We start from the raw sequence: 16,906 nt of genomic DNA on the forward strand, positions 1-16,906 counted from the left end.
GCTAGGCGTGCAGTATTAACGAAGACTTAAACCGCAATGCGCGCGGGCACGCGGCATCGCTCGACATTACGGCGTGTCGAGCGGCTCCACCGTCACGCCGACCTTCAGCTCCTGATCCGCACCGCCGCCGCGGATCACACCGCGCAGCGGCGTCACGTCCGCGTAGTCGCGGCCGATCGACAGCATCACGTAGTCGTCGCCCGGCGCGCGATCGTTGGTCGGATCGAGCTGCAGCCAGCCGTTGTCCTCGGGCCATGCCGGGTCGTACACCTCGACCCACGCATGCGACGCATCGGCGCCGATCAGCCGCGGCTGCCCGGGGGGCGGCTGCGTCAGCAGGTAGCCGCTCACGTAACGCGCGGCCAGCCCGAGCGAGCGCAGCCCGCCGATCATCACGTGCGCGAAATCCTGGCACACGCCCTTGCGCAAGCGCAGCGCATCGAGCGCCGACGTCGTGATGTCGGTGCTGTTCGGCGTATACGCGAAATCGGCATGCACGCGCCGCATCAGGTCCCAGGCAGCCTGCACGAGCGGCCGTTGCGGCGTAAAGCTCGCGGCCGCATACGCGGCGAGTTCGGCGTCGCACGCGACATGCGGCGACGTGAACACGAATTCGCTCGCGGCATCGTAAGGCTGCCCTGCACGAAACCGCAGGCGGTCGCGCACGGCTTCCCACGCAGTCGCCTGTTTCGCGTCGGGATGCGCGATGGCGGGCGGCGGTGCGCCGCGCGCACCGCGCGACCACACGGGCGGCGTCACGCGTACCGTGCTGCGGCTGCGCACGAGCAGCGCGTCATGTGGCAGGTTCAACGCGAACGATGCGCGCGCGTTGCCGAATGCGTCGATCTCGGTACAGACCGATTCCGGCTCGGGATCGATGTCGAGCGCGAACGACAGCACTTGCTGGCGCGGCGTCTCGAGCGGTTGCAGCCGTGCCTGGTGCTGCGCCGATTCGACGCGCGCCGCGTAACGGTATTCGGTGTCGTGCGTGACGCGCAGCAAGCGGCCCGGCGCGACGTCGGCGGTCGTTGCTTTCGCGGCCGATGCCGATGCCGATGCGTTCCGGGCATCGCCGGAACCCGGCGGGGTTTTCCCCGCGCCTTTCGTCGTCACCATAACGTCCTGCCCGCCTCGCGTACATGGCTGAAATAGCGCTCGCCGATCCGGTTCGACAGTTCCCAGACCGCCTTCGCCGTCGTGTCGAGCGCTTCGAGCAGCGCGCCGTGCCGGCCACCGTCGGTGGTTTCGCACAGCTCGTGCAGCGACCACGCGGGCACGTCCGGAATCGTCTCGGCCAGTTCGGACAGCGCATAACCTTCGCTGCGCTCGACCTTCGTCAGCCGGCCCCGCAGCGCCTGCACGACCCAGCCGAGCGAGCGCGGATTGTCGGTATCGAGCACGACGAGCGACAGCAGCGGCGCGACATCGAAGCCGCGCTGGAAACGCGAACGGAACGTGATCGTGCTGTCGAACAGCTCCAGCACGAGCTCGAAGCCGTCCTGCCGGTGCACGGCGCCTTCGTCGAACGCGCACTTCAGCACGCTGCACAGGAAGTCCAGCCGGTCGATCTGCCGGCCGATCGACAACAGCCGCCAGCCGTCGTCGCGCGTCATGTTGTCGGTCTGCGCGCCCGTGATCGCGCCGAGGAGCAGGCCGAGGCGCTCCAGCAACTGCAGTGCGTCGTTGCCGATCTGTTCCTCGGCTTCCGGCTGGCCCGCGCTGTCCGCGAACAGCTGGGTCGCATCGTCGATCAGGCGCCACTGGTCGCTCGACAGCCGTTCGCGGATCGCGGCAGCCGCGCCACGCATCCCGAACAGGCACGACGCAATGCCCGACGTGCGATCCGCGCCGCGCGTCAGCGACGTCGCGAGCGCGTGCTGGAACGCACGCGGCGCATCGACGGCGTTCGGTGCATCGGCCGCGATCAGGCCCGTGTCGCGGCACAGCGTGTCGAGCAGCTCCAGGTGCGCGGGGCTGTCGACGTCGTCCTCGCCGCGCAGCCGTTCGAGCGCCGCGCGCGCGAGCCGCATCAGGTTGGTCGCGCGCTCGGTGTAACGGCCGAGCCAGAACAGGTTCTCGGCTGCGCGGCTCGCGATCGCGCGCGGCCGTTCGACGAGGTCGTCGGGGCCGAGATGCGTCTGCAGCAGCGTCGTCGAATCGACGATGCCTTCGGTCATCACCCATGTATCGACGGTGCTGCCGCCGCGCGGCATCGGCGCATTGAACAGCGTGTCGCGCGTGCCGACCCGTGACAGCCCGCCCGGCAGGAGCCGCCAGCGCTGCGCACCGTCGGCGAGCGCGAAGACGCGCAGCAGCACCGGCTTCGGCACGATGCGCGCGCCGCCGTGGCCGTCGGGCGCGTCCTGACGCGGCCAGGTCGGCGCCTGCGACAGCGGCAGGTCGGCCTGCACCGTGTAGTGTTCGGGCCGCGCGAGGATGCGTGCGCGCCATTCGGCCAGCTGCGCCTGCGTGAGCCGCGCGCCGATCACCGGCTCGAACGCGCCGCCGGCCTGCACCTCGGGTGGATAGGATGCCTTCACGATGGCGCGCGCGAGTTGCGGCAATGCGTCGTCGCACGCGGCCGCCTCGCCGCACCACCACGAATGCACGGCCGGCAGCGTCAGCGTTTCGCCGAGCAGCCCTTCCGCGAGACGCGGCATGAAACCGAGCATCGCCGGCGATTCGAGGAAGCCCGAGCCCGGCGCGTTCGCGAGCAGCACGTTGCCCGCGCGCACGGCCTGCAGCAGCCCCGGCACGCCGAGCATCGAATCGGGCCGCAGTTCGAGCGGATCGAGCCACGCGTCGTCGACACGCCGCAGGATGCCGTGCACGGGTTCGAGGCCGCTCAGCGTCTTCAGGAATACGCGGTTGTCGCGCGCGGTCAGGTCGCCGCCTTCGACGAGCGTGAGGCCGAGATAGCGCGCGAGATACGCGTGCTCGAAATACGTCGCGCTGTGCGGCCCCGGCGTCAGCAGCACGATCCGCGAGTTCTTGCGGGCCGGGCTGAGCGCCTGCATGCTCTGCAGCAGCGCGCGGTACGCGGACGCGAGCCGCTGCACGCGCAGCCCGCGAAACCCGCGCGGAAAGAGCCGCGACACGATCAGCCGGTTTTCGAGCAGGTAGCCGAGGCCGGCCGCGCCCTGCGTGTGCTGCGCGACGATCCGCCACTGCCCGTCGGGGCCACGCGCGAGATCGAACGCGACCACGTGCAGCCAGGTGTCGCCCGGCACGCTCGCGCCGCGCATCGCGCGCAGGTAGCCGGGGTGCCCGGTGACGAGCGCGGGCGGCAGCAGCCCGCGCTCGAGGATCGTCTGCGGCCCGTACAGGTCGGCCAGCGTCGCGTTGAGCAGCCGCACGCGCTGCAGCACGCCGCGCTCGATCGCGACCCAGTCCTCGGGCGTGACGATCAGCGGCAGCAGGTCGAGCGACCACGGGCCGGCCGCGCCGTCGCCGGCGCGCTGCTCGTGCAATTGGTAGAACAGGCCGTTCTCGCGCATGCGCCGGTGCAGCGCGTCGGCGCGGCGATCGAGGTCGGCCACGCCGTCGCTGCCGATCGATGTGAAGAAACTGCGCCACGCGGGCGCGAGCGCAGGCGCGTTCAGGCCGGCCGCGCTGCCACGCAGTTCGTCGTAGCGGCCGGCGGCCGCCGGCGCCGCGAGCGCGGCGGCCAGTTCCGCGGCATCCGGCTGCGCGCCGGTATCGAAAAGCGTGGGCATCGCGTCGAGGGCGGCGAGATGGTCGGTGTTTATGGGCGGCACGGTGTCGTTCCGTCGTCAGGGCGCGGCCGCGCACGCGCGCCGCCGCGCCGGCGGCGATACGCGGCGTGCGGCCGCAATCTGCCCGCATCCTAGCATTCCGGCGGGGCCGCCATCACCCCATTTGCCGGGAGACCGCACACCGCGCATCGTCGTCCGCCTCGTCATCGTCCGGTCACGGCCGCCGCAAGTCGAGCGTGAACGGGAATTCGCGGCTCGGCGCGGCAGGCGCGACCTCCATCCGCCCCGGCGTATGCCCCATCTCGACGAAGCGTGCGAGCCGGCGGCTCTCCGCTTCGTAGGCATTGACCGGGAACGTCGCGTAGTTGCGTCCGCCCGGATGCGCGACGTGGTAGCGGCAGCCGCCGAGCGAGCGCTGCAGCCACGTATCGACAATGTCGAACGTGAGCGGCGCGTGCACGCCGATGGTCGGATGCAGCGCGGACGGCGGCGACCACGCCTTGTAGCGCACCCCCGCGACGTATTCGCCGACGGTGCCGGTCGGCTGCAGCGGCAACGCGCGGCCGTTGACGGTCACGACGTGGCGGTTGTCGTTCAGCCCCGTCACGCGCACTTCGAGCCGTTCGACCGACGAATCGACGTAGCGCACCGTGCCGCCGGGCGCGCCCTCCTCGCCCATCACGTGCCACGGTTCCAGCGCGCCGCGCAGCGACAGCTGCATGCCGTTCACTGCGATCTGGCCGAACAGCGGGAAGCGGAATTCGAAGTGCGGCGCGAACCACGCCGGATCGAACGCGAAACCGGCGTCGCGCAGCTCGGCCAGCACGTCGTCGAAATCCATCTGAAGAAACTCGGGCAGCATAAAGCGGTCGTGCAGCGCGGTGCCCCAGCGCGTGAGCGGCGTCGTGTACGGCGCGGCCCAGAAACGCGCGACCAGCGCGCGCAGCAGCAGTTGCTGCACGATGCTCATCCGTGCATGCGGCGGCATCTCGAACGCACGCAGTTCGAGCAGGCCGAGCCGGCCGGTCGACGAGTCCGGCGAATACAGCTTGTCGATACAGAATTCGCTGCGGTGCGTGTTGCCCGTCACGTCGATCAGCAGGTTGCGCAGCACGCGGTCGACCAGCCAAGGCGGCATGTCCTGCCCGAACAGCAGCTTGTTGCGCTGGATCTCGGCGAACGCGATGTCGAGCTCGTAGAGCTGGTCGTTGCGCGCCTCGTCGACGCGCGGCGCCTGGCTCGTCGGCCCGATGAACAGCCCGGAGAACAGGTAGGACAGCGACGGATGGTTGTGCCAGTACGCGATCAGGCTCGCGAGCAGGTCCGGGCGGCGCAGGAACGGGCTGTCGGCCGGCGTCGCGCCGCCGAGCACGAAGTGGTTGCCGCCGCCGGTGCCGACGTGGCGGCCGTCGACCATGAATTTCTCGCTGCACAGCCGCGACTGCCACGCGGCGTCGTACAGGAATTCGGTGTGGTCGACGAGTTCGTCGAAGTTGGCGGCCGGATGGATATTCACCTCGATCACGCCGGGATCGGGCGTCACCTGCAGCAGCTTCAGCCGCGCGTCGCGCGGCGGCGGATAGCCTTCCAGCACGAGCTTCACGCCCAGCGCGTGCGCGGTCAGCTCGATCGCGCCGAGCAGGTCGAGATAATCCTCGAGCGCGGCAAGCGGCGGCATGAACAGGTACAGGATGCCGTTGCGCACTTCGATGCACAGCGCGGTGCGCGTGATCCACGCGGCCGATTCGAAGCGCTCGGGAACGCGACCCGGGTCGCGCGCGGCAGGCCGACCGTTCCCGGCCGGGCCGTCGTCGCGCCACTGCATCACGGTCTGCGCGGACGCCTCGCGATGCACGCCGGACAGGTAGCGCGGCGCATCGGCCGGCCCCGCGTAGCGCGCGCGGATCGCGGCGGCTTCCGGCAGCGCGTCGCGCGGCGCGAACGGATCGCGCTCGACGAGATACGGATAGTCGGCACGGCTGGCCCACGGCAGCGAATCGAGCGGCAGCCGATAACCCATCGGCGAATCGCCGGGCACGAGGTACATCCGCTCGTCGCGGAAGAACCACGGCCCCGTCTGCCAGCGCGGCCCGTCGAGGCCCGGCGCAGTGTCCACGCGCTTGACCGGCAGCACGTAGCCGACCACGCTGTCGAGCTGCTGCTCGAACACCTTGCGCAGCCGCGCGCGTTCGAGCTCGTCGTCGAGGCGCGAGTCGAACGGGTCGACGTTGACCGGCAGCCGGCGCTCGCGCCACAGGTAGTACCAGACGTCCTCGTAGCCGGGCCGGATGAATTCGCCGGTCAGGTTCAGCCGCGCGGCCAGCGCATCGATGAAGCGCTTCGCGTCGTCGGTCGTATACGCGGACGGCTCGCGCTCGTCGGCGAACAGCGACGGATCGTGCCACACGGGCTGGCCGTCGGCACGCCAGAAGATCGACAGCGCCCAGCGCGGCAGCTGCTCGCCCGGATACCACTTGCCCTGGCCGAAATGCAGGAAGCCGCCGTCGCCGTATTCGGCGCGCAGCCGCTGCACGAGTTCGGTCGCGTAGCCGCGCTTGTTCGGGCCGAGCGCGTCGGTGTTCCACTCGGCACCGTCGCGATCGTCGATCGACACGAAGGTCGGCTCGCCGCCCTGCGTGAGCCGCACGTCGCCGGCCGCGAGTGCGCCGTCGACCTGCGAGCCGAGCGTCAGCACGGCGTCCCATTGCGAATCCGTATACGGCTTCGTCACGCGCGGCGATTCGTACACGCGCGTCACGGTCATCTCGTGCTCGAACGACACCTCGCACTCGTCGATCAGCCCCTCGACCGGCGCGGCGCTCGTCGGCTGCGGCGTGCAGGCCAGCGGAATGTGGCCCTCGCCCGCGAGCAGGCCCGAAGTCGGGTCGAAGCCGATCCAGCCGGCGCCCGGCAGGTACACCTCGCACCATGCGTGGAGGTCGGTGAAGTCGACCGACGTGCCGCTCGGGCCGTCGAGCGACTTCACGTCGGGCGTGAGCTGGATCAGGTAGCCCGACACGAAACGCGCGGCGATGCCGAGATGGCGGCACAGCTGCACGAGCAGCCACGCACTGTCGCGGCACGAGCCGGACGCCAGCTCGAGCGTCTGCTCGGGCGTCTGCACGCCCGGCTCCATCCGCACGAGATAGCCGATGTCGCGCTGCAGTTGCTGGTTCAGCGCGACGAGGAAGTTCACGGTGCCGGCCGGCGTGCGATCGACGCCGTCGACGTACGCGCGGAACAGCGGCGCCGCGCTCGTCTGCGGGTCGCACACGAGATACGGCGCGAGCTCGGTCTTCAGCGCATCGTCATAGCTGAACGGGTATTGCTCCGCGCTCGCCTCCAGAAAGAAGTCGAACGGGTTGTACACCGACATCTCGGCGACGAGATCGATCGTGATCTCGAAGTGCTCGGTGCGCTCCGGAAACACGAGCCGCGCGAGATAGTTCGAGAACGGGTCCTGCTGCCAGTTGATGAAGTGCTGCGCGGGCTCGACCGTCATCGAATACGCGAGGATCGGCGTCCGGCAGTGCGGCGCGGGCCGCAGCCGCACGACCTGCGGGCCGAGGTTGACGAGCCGGTCGTAGCGATAGCGGGTGGTGTGATGCAGCGCGACGTGGATGGACATGGGAGCTCGGTTCGGGTTGGGCCGGCCGCGCGCCGCGTCGCGTGTGACGCGACGCGGCGGCCCGGCCTGGCGGATTCGGCGAAAACGCGCGTCGGGTCAGACGAGCTCGGGTGTCTGCACGACGCTGATCTCGACGCCGACGGTCGTCGCGCCGAGCCCCGTCACCGGCTGCGCGTCGCGATAGTCGAGGCCGACCGCGATGCGCACGTAACGCTCGTCCGGGCAGCGATTCATGAACGGATCGAACCCGACCCAGCCGAGCCCTTCGACATAGGCCTCGGCCCACGCATGGCCGGCCGGCTGCTGCATCAGCCCGGCCGCTTGCGGCTGCGCACCGAGCGCCGGCTGCGGCAGCCCCTGCGATTGCGCGGCGTGCGACGCGCCGAGCACCTGCTGCATGCCCTCGCCGCTCTGCAGCGCGAGCGCTTCTTCCTGCTCGTCGTCACCCACGTTCTGTTTCGCGTCGGCGATGCGCTGCATCGCGCTGTCCGCCAGCACGTAGCCCGAGATATAGCGGGCGGGAATCTTCAGCACGCGCGCGGCCGCGATGAACGCATGCGCGTGGTCGCGGCTCGTGCCCTCGCCGCTTTGCAGCGCGGTTTCCGCGTCGACGGGCGCGTCGGCGGCCAGGTTCGGCGCATACGCGATGCGGTCGTGCACTTCCGTCATCAGCCAGTGCAATGCGTCGAGGCCGCGCGGATCGATGGGCAGCGCTTCCGTGAGCTCGCGCACGGTGTCGCCGGCCTTCGTGAGCGCGGTCTCGCGTTCGAAGATCCACGGCGGCGCATAGCCTTCAGGATTACCGAGAATGCCGGCGCGGTCCTGCGTCTCGACGACGCCGGCCGCGATGACGACGATCTCGGCCTTCGCGCCGCGCTCGTGCCGCACGAGGTCGATGCGGTTGCCGAGCCCGTCGGCGTACGACAGCGACGGCTCGACGCCGTCGATCGTGACCTGCCACGCGCGCACCGTCTGCCCGGGGCCTGATTGCGGGCGCAGCCGCAGCCGTTGCAGCGCATGGGTGGCTTGATCGTCGAACTGATAACGCGAGATGTGTCGAATGGCGAGTCGCATGGCAAGTCTCAGTCGAAGTTGTAGGCCTGGGCGATTTCGATCCCGAGGCTGTTGTTGCGGCCGATGAAGTCGGTCAGGAATTCGTGCAGGCCGCTCTTGAAGATCCGCTCGACCGACGTATCGGACAGCATCTGCAGGATCTTCGTGGCCGTGTCGTGACACGGGTGTGTCACGCCGTAATCCTTTGCGAGCAGGTTCAGGCTCGACACGACGCGCCCGTAGCAATAGCGCAGCGAACGCGGCATGCGGCCGTTCAGGATCAGGTAGTCGGCGATGTTCATCGGCTTGTACTGCACGTCGTACACCCAGCGGTACGAACGGTGCGCGGCGACGCAGCGCAGGATCGTCTCCCACTGGTAGTTGTCGAGGATCGTGCCGACATGCGACACCGACGGCAGCAGCAGGTGGTATTTCACGTCGATGATCCGCGCGGTGTTGTCGGCGCGCTCGACGAACGCGCCGATCTGCGCGAAATCGAAGATCTCGTTGCGCAGCATCGTGCTGTAGAAGCTGCCGAGGATCAGCGCGGTTTCGCGCTTCACCTGGTCGAGCACGGCCGGCAGCTCGCTTTCCGGCACCGGCTGCGCGAGCGCGCGGCGCAGCGCGAGCCAAGCGCCGTTCACGCTCTCCCACGCCTCGCGCGTGAGCGCCGTGCGCACCATCCGCGCATTCGAGCGCGCGGCCTCGATGCACGACAGCACGCTCGACGGGTTGTCGCGGTCGCGCAGCAGGTAGTCGGTCACGGTATCGGCCGCATACGCGTCGTATTTCTGCCGGTAGCCTTCATCCGTGCCCGAGCTGACGAGCACCGACGACCATTCGGCCGGCGCGTCGGACGTGCGCGTGAGCGCCATCCGCAGCCCGGCATCGACGATGCGCGCGATATTCTCCGCGCGCTCGATATAGCGGTACATCCAGTAGAGACCGCTTGCAGTACGTCCCAGAAGCATCTCGTGTCCACTCCGTCTTCGTTCGGTTCGCGCGCCGGCTCCGGCGCGCGCGGTAGCATCCGGCTCAGTCGGCCAGCACCCAGGTGTCCTTGGTGCCGCCGCCCTGGCTCGAGTTGACGACGAGCGATCCCTCCTTCAGCGCGACCCGCGTGAGCCCGCCCGGGGTGATGCGGATCCGGTCCGACACCAGCACGAACGGCCGCAGGTCGACGTGGCGCGGCGCAAGGCCGGCGTCGGTCAGGATCGGCGTCGTGGACAGCGCGAGCGTCGGTTGCGCGATGTAGTTCGCGGGGCGCGCGCGCAGCTTCGCGGCGAACGCCTCGATCTCCGCTTTCGACGCGGCCGGCCCGACCAGCATCCCGTAGCCGCCCGAACCGTGCACTTCCTTCACGACCAGTTCGTCGAGATGCTCGAGCACGTACTTCAGGCTGTCGGCCTCGCCGCAGCGCCAGGTCGGCACGTTCTCCAGCAGCGCCTTGCGGCCCGTGTAGAACTCGACGATCTCCGGCATGTACGAGTAGATCGCCTTGTCGTCGGCGATGCCCGTGCCGGGCGCGTTCGCGATCGTGATGTTGCCCGCGCGGTAGACGTCCATGATCCCCGCGACGCCGAGCACCGAATCGGGGCGGAACGTGAGCGGATCGAGGAACGCGTCGTCGACGCGGCGGTACAGCACGTCGATCGGCTGGAAACCTTCGGTCGTGCGCATCGCGACGCGGCCGTCGATCACCTGCAGGTCGCTGCCTTCGACGAGATGCACGCCCATCTGGTCGGCGAGGAACGAATGTTCGTAGTAAGCGGAGTTGTGGATGCCCGGCGTGAGCACCGCGACGGTCGGGTTGTCGGCGTTGCCGCCCGGCGGGCATACGGCCGCGAGCGACTGGCGCAGCATCTGCGGATAGGTTTCGACCGGGCGCACCTTGACCTGCTGGAACAGCTCCGGGAAGAGCTGCATCATCGTCTCGCGGTTTTCCAGCATGTACGACACGCCGGACGGCGTGCGCGCGTTGTCTTCCAGCACGTAGAACTCGTTCTCGCCGGTGCGCACGATGTCGACGCCGATGATGTGCGTGTAAACGTTGCCGGGCGGCCGGAAGTCGATCATCTCCGGGATGAACGCTTCGTTGTGCGCGATCAGGTGCTTCGGCACGATGCCGGCGCGCACGATTTCCTGACGATGGTAGATGTCGTCGAGGAACGCGTTGAGCGCCATCACGCGCTGCTCGATGCCGAGCGACAGCCGGCTCCATTCCGTGCCCGAGATGATGCGCGGGACGATGTCGAACGGAATCAGCCGCTCGGCGGCCTCCGCGTCGCCGTAGACGGCGAACGTGATGCCCGTCTTGCGGAACACGCCTTCCGCGTCGTGGGCTTTCTGGGCGAGGCTCGCGGGATTCTGCGTGTCGAGCCACTGCTTCAGGCGCGCGTAAGGCGCCCTTACCATGTCGCCGGATTGCAGCATTTCATCGAATGGCTTCATCGATCTTTTCTCCATCGATCGTTTTCCCCGGCATTGCGCATGCCGGACCGGCGTAACGACTGCGTTGCAAGGAACGTGCCTTGCGGGCTCCCTCGATAATCCCCCCTTTTTGCGCCGCGCCAGGCACGCCCGGGCGATATTGCGCACCACCGTGGTGCAGCACCCGACGCGACGTGCGACGACGGTGCGTCGCAGGCGCGCACGGCCGATGCTGCGCCGCGTCTTCCGAACATAGTTCCCCCGCGTGTCACGAATGTGCAATCTGCACTGCACAAAAAAAACGGCGCGACCGGGCACCGGGCCGCCACAATGGAGGCGGGCCGGCACGCACACGGCGCAACCGGCCCTGGGGGAAGTACCGTCTGCGGCGCGCCGGCAGTTCGATGCTGTGAACTGTCCGGTTAGCCGGATCCGGCACCTCAACGCTATGCAGCCGTAATCCCGCCGACAACGCCCATGCATATTTCGACTGACACCGATCGAAAAAAAACATCGGGCCGACCCATGCGAGGCGCGGTACGCTAGAAAATTGGTGCAGCACGGGGTGCCGCCCTTCAGGCGCCCGACTATAAAAAGCGAAGATCGAAATGGAAGCAAAGTGGCTGGAAGATTTCCTGAGCCTTGCGGATACCAAGAGTTTTTCCCGGGCCGCACGTCACCGGCACCTCACGCAGTCGGCATTCAGCAGACGAATTGCCGCACTCGAAACCTGGATGGACGCGAAGCTGGTCGACCGGAGCATCAACCCGATCACGCTGACGCCGGCCGGCCAGATGTTCCGCGGGCTCGCCGCTGACATCCTGCGCAGCATGTATGCGGCGCGCAATCTCGTGAACGGCTACGACCAGTTCGCGGCCAGCGATCAGGTCGTGCGTTTCGCGGTCGCCCATACGCTCGTCTTCACGCTGTTTCCCGAATGGCTCAAGCAGCTCAACGGCGAAGTCGGCCACGTGACCGCACGCGTGAACGCGGTGAACGTGCCGGAAGGCGTGCAGCAGCTCGTCGAAGGTGAATGCGACCTGCTGCTCGGCTATCACCATCCGCAGTTGCCGATCGTGCTCGACCCGAACCACTTCCCGTTCGTCAGCCTCGGCGTCGAACGGATCCTGCCCGTATCGACGCCCGATGCGCGCGGCAAGCCCGTGTTCCAGCTGCCGGGCACACCCGACGCACCGCTGCCGCTGCTCGCGTATTCGTCGGGTGCGTTCCTCGGCAACATCGTCGAGATGCTGCTGCTGAACGCAACCGAGCCGTACGTGGTGCACCGGTGCTTCGAGACGCACATGTCCGAGGCGTTGAAGGGCATGGTCGTGGCCGGGCACGGGATCGGCTGGCTGCCGGAAAGCTGCGTCGCGAAGGAACTCGCGGAAGGGACGCTCGTATGCGCGGGTTCCGGCGACTGGATCACCGAACTCGAAATCCGCCTGTATCGGTCGGCCCGCAAGCGCGGGCTCGCGGCCGAGCAACTGTGGACGTACATCATGAACCGGCCGCGCGCAGCGGTCGAAGGTGCCGTCGGCGCGGACGAACAGGCATCCGCGCCGGCGACGCGCATCGCGCGGCGCAGCGCGGGCGCCGGCCGCTGATCTTCGCGATTGTGTTTGCGTTCGCGTTCGCGTCGTGTCCGGCGACGACGCGAACGCAACCGCGAATTTCAGCCATGCGGAGTGCACCTGCATCCGCGTCGCTTCCCGGCGAACGCGACCCGCTTTTCCGACAGCAAACTGCGATCCCGCCGTCGCCTGAAAAATAACGCGCCAGACCGGTAATCGTTATCAGTGGAATCGCAAACGTTTGCAATTCACGGCTTGATTTTTTTACATCCGACACGATACCCCGATATATTCCGTCTTATTATCAGGGCAGAAATAACCTGTTACAGAACAAATTAAAAGTTTCGATTCACCCGTAACAATCTAAAATACCAGCAACGTCACACTGCCCTGTTATTTAGCTCGACCTGTACCCGAATCGACCTCGATTCGCCGCAAACACAGTCGCAAATATTCCTTTTATCAGTCGTTATTTTTCGGCACGAATGCCGATACGACAGACGTGATTCAATGCGTGCGGGATCATCGCTACCGAATAGCAATATTCATATTCGGCAATATCGACTTTCTTCAGTATTAAGAGAGTCATGCAAATCCGCCCTTATCCTATGTAAATAGGATATTTCACCGCCGTCCCATTCGGGCCACACGCGATTGTTGGTTCGTAATCCATCGTGTATCAATAGCGTGTCGCAAAAAGAACGCTGGCAAATTTGACTCGGAATAAATACTCGTCATTGATTCCGGAACGGAGGTTGCAATGCCTTCCTCGATTCGACAGCACGCTCGCCCCTTCCTGAGCGCCGCCCTCTCCGCGCTCTGCATGAATGCAACGGCCCAGACGCCTGCGTCGGGTCCGGGCGACGGACGCTACGTGATCTCGTATATCTGCGGCGACGCGCGGATCGACGGCACGGCGCCGCTGCCTCCCGACGGCCGGCCGTACAACCTGGGCGTGTCGTTTGCTTCGGCCAGCACCGGGCAGCCGCTTGCCAATGTGCAGGTGCGCCTGCGGCGCCATGGGCGCGTGCTCGTCGAGTTCAACGCGTCGGGGTCGCGCTGCCTGTTCAGCGTGCCCGACGCAAGTTACCGGGTGGAAGGGACGTACCAAGGCGCCACCCAGTTCGCGATCGTGGAAACGGGGGCACTCTCCACGCAGTTGCGATGGTAAGTCCCGCCTGACCCCGCCCCGATCACGCCATTCACCGCCGCGCATCGAATCAAGGAGCATTGCATGCCTCCTGCCGAACGACCGGACCGCTCGCCCGCCCCCCAGCCGAAACCCTCCTGGGGCCCGGGAAAGAACGCAGCACTCAGCTTCGTCGCGTTTGCCACGATCTTCGGCATCTTCGCGTATGCCGAGCGAGACACGACCGTCGGCCACCCGAGCGTGGCGCACGACATCTCCGACGCAATCGGAACCGCGGTCGGGAAGTATCGCAACGCGATCGTGACCCTGGCCTCCCGCGCGAGCACGTCGTCCGGCACATCCGTCGCGCCCGTGCCGGCGTCGACACGCGCGCAGGCCACACCGCCCGCGCCGCCATGGCAGGCAGCGTCGGCGTCGGCTGCCCCCGAGGTATCGACCGTGCCGCCCGTCACGCTCGCGGTCGCACCGGAAACCGCGCGGCACCCCGCTTCCCGCGCCGTCGCGACGCACCGGCGGCCGTCGCATGCGCCACCCGTGACACTCGCGGCCGGTACGCAGCCGGCAACCGCCTCCGGTCGCGCCGCCACGCGGCACGGCGCCACGCATCGGCCGCCGCATGCGGACACGCTGGCAGGCACGGACAAGCGGATGAACTTCGCGCCCAAACCCCGGGCGTACGGCACCGACCCCACGCGCATGCAGACGGCGAGTGTCACGCACGCGGAACTGGAAAGCGCGCGTGCGCTGGCGAAGGCGCGCTCGTGCGCGGTGATCGACGAATGGAACTGTGTCGAGCAAAACGCGAGCCGGGCGCTCGCGATCGACCCGACGAACAGCGAATCGCGTGCCTTGCTCGGCCAGGCGATCCGTAACCGGCTGTGAGCCGGCGCCGCATTGCCGGGCACTCGCAGCCCGGCCGCGCGACACGCGACGACGTGCCTCGTCACGCGTGTCACCGATGTGATCGTTTCGAAAGGAGGACACCTCGTGGCCAACAATCATCAACAATCCTGCACGGCCGTCGCTCCGTCCAACCGGCGGATCCTCCTGCATGCGCCACTGGTATTGCTGCTCGTCGCGTCCGGCCCCTGCTTCTCCGCCGAAGGCGATACGGAGTCGGGCCGCATCAGTGAAATCGCCGGGTCCGCCGGCGCACCGGACCGGAGGCCGCCCGACGTGTCGGCACAAGGTTCGCCCGCGCCGGATGTGCAACCGCCGAATGCGCGGACGCTGATCGCGCAGGCATCGAGTGCGCAGATGTCCGACACGTCGACTCCTGCCGCTTCACAGCCCGATCCGCAGCCCGGCCAGCCGCCCAGTTCGCAAACGCCCGGGGCGCCGACGTCGAGCCCGTCGACACCGGGCATGCCGGCGCCGAATGCGCAGGCCCCCGGCGCGCAGCCGCCAGCTTCCCAGGTACCCGAAGCCCAGGCGCCGAACGCGCAGATACCCGACCTCCGCACCGCCGATCCGGCCACGGTCCGCAATGACGTGTTCGGTCTCGCATCGAGCGGCGGCGCGGTCAAGGCGCTGGAGGAAGCGAAAGCGCGCCCCGACGTGTTCTCTGCGGTCGATCTCGCGCGGCTCGAGGAACTGTCGATCCGCCAGCAGGTGCGCGGCGGACGCGACAAGTCGCGCTCGATGACGAGCCCCGACCGCTTCGACGGGATCGACAGCGCGCTCGCCGCCGCGAACGACCTCGACAAGCGGATGCCGTCCACGCCCGAGTATTCGCCGGTCAGGACGGCGCTCGCCGGCGACCGGACGGTAGCGCTGGCGGCACGCGGCGAGATGAAGCAGGCCGTCGCGACGTTCGAGACGATCCCGCCGGACGCGGAGATCTCGATCGACGCACTGGCGGCTGTCGGCGACGCGTACCTGTACCTGAGCGAACCGGGCAAGGCCAACGCGGTATACCAGCGCGCGCTGAAGCAGGCGACCGCGCCGCAGGCCGACATCGCGACGCGCGGCTTCCAGTACGGCGCACGCACGCGCCCGATCGAATTGCGCGAGGGGCTGTTCTGGTCGTACGTCGACCAGGGACGCGCGGCCGATGCGAACCTGGCGCTCGAGGACATGGGCAAATCGCTGCCGCCGGCCAAGGACGTGCGCACCTGGGGGCCGGAAAACGACGACTACCTGCGCTACTACCGGCTGCGCGCGCAATACCTGATCTACACGGGCCGGGTGGACGAAGGGATCGCCTCGCTGGAAAAACTCGAGAAGGAAGTGCCGTTCAACGCGGAAGTCCGCGCCGCGCATGCCGACGCGGTCTCGGGCCAGTCGCACCCGCGCCAGGCGATCGCGATGTATCGCGCGTCGCTGACCGACCACCCGGACAGCGTCGAGATGCTCGCGGGGCTCGGCCGCGCATCGCTGACGGCAGACGATTACGCGAGCGCGAGGAACGTCGACCAGACCCTCGGCAACACGTTCCCGGACAGCGGCGCCGTGCGCGGGTTCAAGCGCGACTACAAGGCGTACCGCAGCCCCGTGTTCACGACCGACCTGAGCTTCGAGCACGGCAACAGCGCACTGGCCGACAACAGCTTCACGTCGGACAGCTATGTGTATTCGCAACCGTTCGGCGACAACTGGCGGGTCTTCTCGCATACGTTCTTCGGCCATGCCCAAACCGACGGCGGCAACGTCAGCCGCACGCGCACGGGCGTCGGCGGCGACTACCGGCACGGCCCGCTCACCGTGCTGGGCGAAGTCACGCGCTCGTTCGGCGCGGACGGCCGAACCGGCGGCCGCGGGTCGATCGCGTACGCGCTGAACGACTACTGGACAGTCGGCGCCGGGCTCGACACCAACGACAACTCGCTGCCGTGGAAGGCGTATGCCGCGCACATCTGGGGCCGCTCCGCGAACGTTTCGGTCGTGTATCGCCAGAGCGACCGCCGCGAAGTCAAGCTGAGCTACGGCGTGAGCCGCTACAGCGATTCGAACCTGCACCAAGAGATTTCCGCGACCGCCACGCAGCGCGTGTACACGTCCGCCACCCAGCTCGTCAACGTATCGCTGGACCTCGGCACCGACAGCAACACGCGGCAGGACGCCCCCTACTTCAACCCGGGCCGCGACTATGCGGCCGCGGCGACCGTCATGCACCAGCTGACGCTGTGGAAGAAAGGCGACATGTCGCTGCAGCAGCGCCTGTCGGCGTCAGGCGGTGTCTACAACGAGCGCGGCTTCGGCACGAGCCCGCTGTGGACCGCGCGCCTCGAGCACGCGTGGACGTTCAAGCACGACATCACGCTGACCTACGGCGTCGAAATCAGCAGTCATGCGTACGACGGCCAGCGCGAGCGCTCCGAAACCGGCTTCCTGTCGGTCAACCTGCCGTTCTAGC

Annotated in this window: 10 protein-coding genes; 4 read left to right on the forward strand and 6 right to left on the reverse strand. The window is 68.0% G+C overall.

All coding sequences use genetic code 11. The features are described from left to right. Positions 1–66: 66 nt before the first annotated feature. The 6 genes from ABIC51_RS08090 to ABIC51_RS08115 all read right to left on the reverse strand — a co-directional run bounded on the left by ABIC51_RS08090 (position 67) and on the right by ABIC51_RS08115 (position 10,848). Positions 67–1,116, reverse strand: a complete 1,050-nt coding sequence (locus ABIC51_RS08090) for a transglutaminase family protein (RefSeq protein ID WP_175898033.1) — start codon at positions 1,114–1,116, stop codon at positions 67–69. Further along, positions 1,110–3,716 carry a circularly permuted type 2 ATP-grasp protein gene (locus tag ABIC51_RS08095; protein WP_034196036.1) on the reverse strand — a complete coding sequence of 869 codons (2,607 nt, stop codon included), beginning with the start codon at positions 3,714–3,716 and terminating at the stop codon, positions 1,110–1,112. The genes ABIC51_RS08090 and ABIC51_RS08095 overlap by 7 nt, the downstream gene beginning before the upstream one ends. A 214-nt stretch (positions 3,717–3,930) precedes the next feature. Beyond that, entirely contained in the window at positions 3,931–7,344 is a 3,414-nt protein-coding gene (locus ABIC51_RS08100) for a transglutaminase family protein (RefSeq protein ID WP_175898034.1), read from the reverse strand. A gap of 96 nt (positions 7,345–7,440) precedes the next feature. Beyond that, a complete protein-coding gene (locus ABIC51_RS08105; protein ID WP_059696489.1) occupies positions 7,441–8,418 on the reverse strand; it encodes a transglutaminase family protein in 978 nt (325 codons plus the stop codon). A gap of 8 nt (positions 8,419–8,426) precedes the next feature. Then, the gene (locus tag ABIC51_RS08110; RefSeq protein WP_021162096.1) at positions 8,427–9,368 is read right to left on the reverse strand and encodes an alpha-E domain-containing protein; all 942 of its coding nucleotides are present in this window, start codon (positions 9,366–9,368) and stop codon (positions 8,427–8,429) included. Between the two features lie 64 nt (positions 9,369–9,432). Beyond that, positions 9,433–10,848 carry a circularly permuted type 2 ATP-grasp protein gene (locus tag ABIC51_RS08115; protein WP_027791303.1) on the reverse strand — a complete coding sequence of 472 codons (1,416 nt, stop codon included), beginning with the start codon at positions 10,846–10,848 and terminating at the stop codon, positions 9,433–9,435. A 587-nt stretch (positions 10,849–11,435) separates the two neighbouring features. Here ABIC51_RS08115 and ABIC51_RS08120 point away from each other — a divergent pair. From ABIC51_RS08120 to pgaA, 4 genes are all read left to right on the forward strand, one after another. Continuing rightward, the gene (locus tag ABIC51_RS08120) at positions 11,436–12,434 is read left to right on the forward strand and encodes a LysR substrate-binding domain-containing protein (protein WP_027791302.1); all 999 of its coding nucleotides are present in this window, start codon (positions 11,436–11,438) and stop codon (positions 12,432–12,434) included. 727 nt (positions 12,435–13,161) lie between these two features. Then, positions 13,162–13,572, forward strand: coding sequence for a hypothetical protein (locus ABIC51_RS08125; protein WP_027791301.1), 411 nt, complete (start codon positions 13,162–13,164; stop codon positions 13,570–13,572). A gap of 63 nt (positions 13,573–13,635) precedes the next feature. Continuing rightward, positions 13,636–14,433 carry a hypothetical protein gene (locus ABIC51_RS08130; RefSeq protein ID WP_175898035.1) on the forward strand — a complete coding sequence of 266 codons (798 nt, stop codon included), beginning with the start codon at positions 13,636–13,638 and terminating at the stop codon, positions 14,431–14,433. 105 nt (positions 14,434–14,538) lie between these two features. Next, complete coding sequence (gene pgaA, locus ABIC51_RS08135) at positions 14,539–16,905, forward strand: poly-beta-1,6 N-acetyl-D-glucosamine export porin PgaA (protein WP_175898036.1); 2,367 nt, start codon at positions 14,539–14,541, stop codon at positions 16,903–16,905. The last annotated feature ends 1 nt before the right edge of the window (position 16,906 follow it).

The organism is Burkholderia sp. 572 (genome assembly GCF_040545135.1).
Classification (GTDB): Bacteria; Pseudomonadota; Gammaproteobacteria; order Burkholderiales; family Burkholderiaceae; genus Burkholderia; species Burkholderia cepacia.

Excerpts from the sequence above, each read along its gene's own strand:
- ABIC51_RS08115 (WP_027791303.1), bottom strand. The coding sequence starts at position 10,848 with ATGAAGCCATTCGATGAAATGCTGCAATCCGGCGACATGGTAAGGGCG.
- ABIC51_RS08110 (WP_021162096.1), bottom strand. The coding sequence starts at position 9,368 with ATGCTTCTGGGACGTACTGCAAGCGGTCTCTACTGGATGTACCGCTAT.
- ABIC51_RS08130 (WP_175898035.1), top strand. The coding sequence starts at position 13,636 with ATGCCTCCTGCCGAACGACCGGACCGCTCGCCCGCCCCCCAGCCGAAA.
- ABIC51_RS08120 (WP_027791302.1), top strand. The coding sequence starts at position 11,436 with ATGGAAGCAAAGTGGCTGGAAGATTTCCTGAGCCTTGCGGATACCAAG.
- ABIC51_RS08100 (WP_175898034.1), bottom strand. The coding sequence starts at position 7,344 with ATGTCCATCCACGTCGCGCTGCATCACACCACCCGCTATCGCTACGAC.
- ABIC51_RS08125 (WP_027791301.1), top strand. The coding sequence starts at position 13,162 with ATGCCTTCCTCGATTCGACAGCACGCTCGCCCCTTCCTGAGCGCCGCC.
- ABIC51_RS08090 (WP_175898033.1), bottom strand. The coding sequence starts at position 1,116 with ATGGTGACGACGAAAGGCGCGGGGAAAACCCCGCCGGGTTCCGGCGAT.
- ABIC51_RS08105 (WP_059696489.1), bottom strand. The coding sequence starts at position 8,418 with ATGCGACTCGCCATTCGACACATCTCGCGTTATCAGTTCGACGATCAA.
- ABIC51_RS08095 (WP_034196036.1), bottom strand. The coding sequence starts at position 3,716 with ATGCCCACGCTTTTCGATACCGGCGCGCAGCCGGATGCCGCGGAACTG.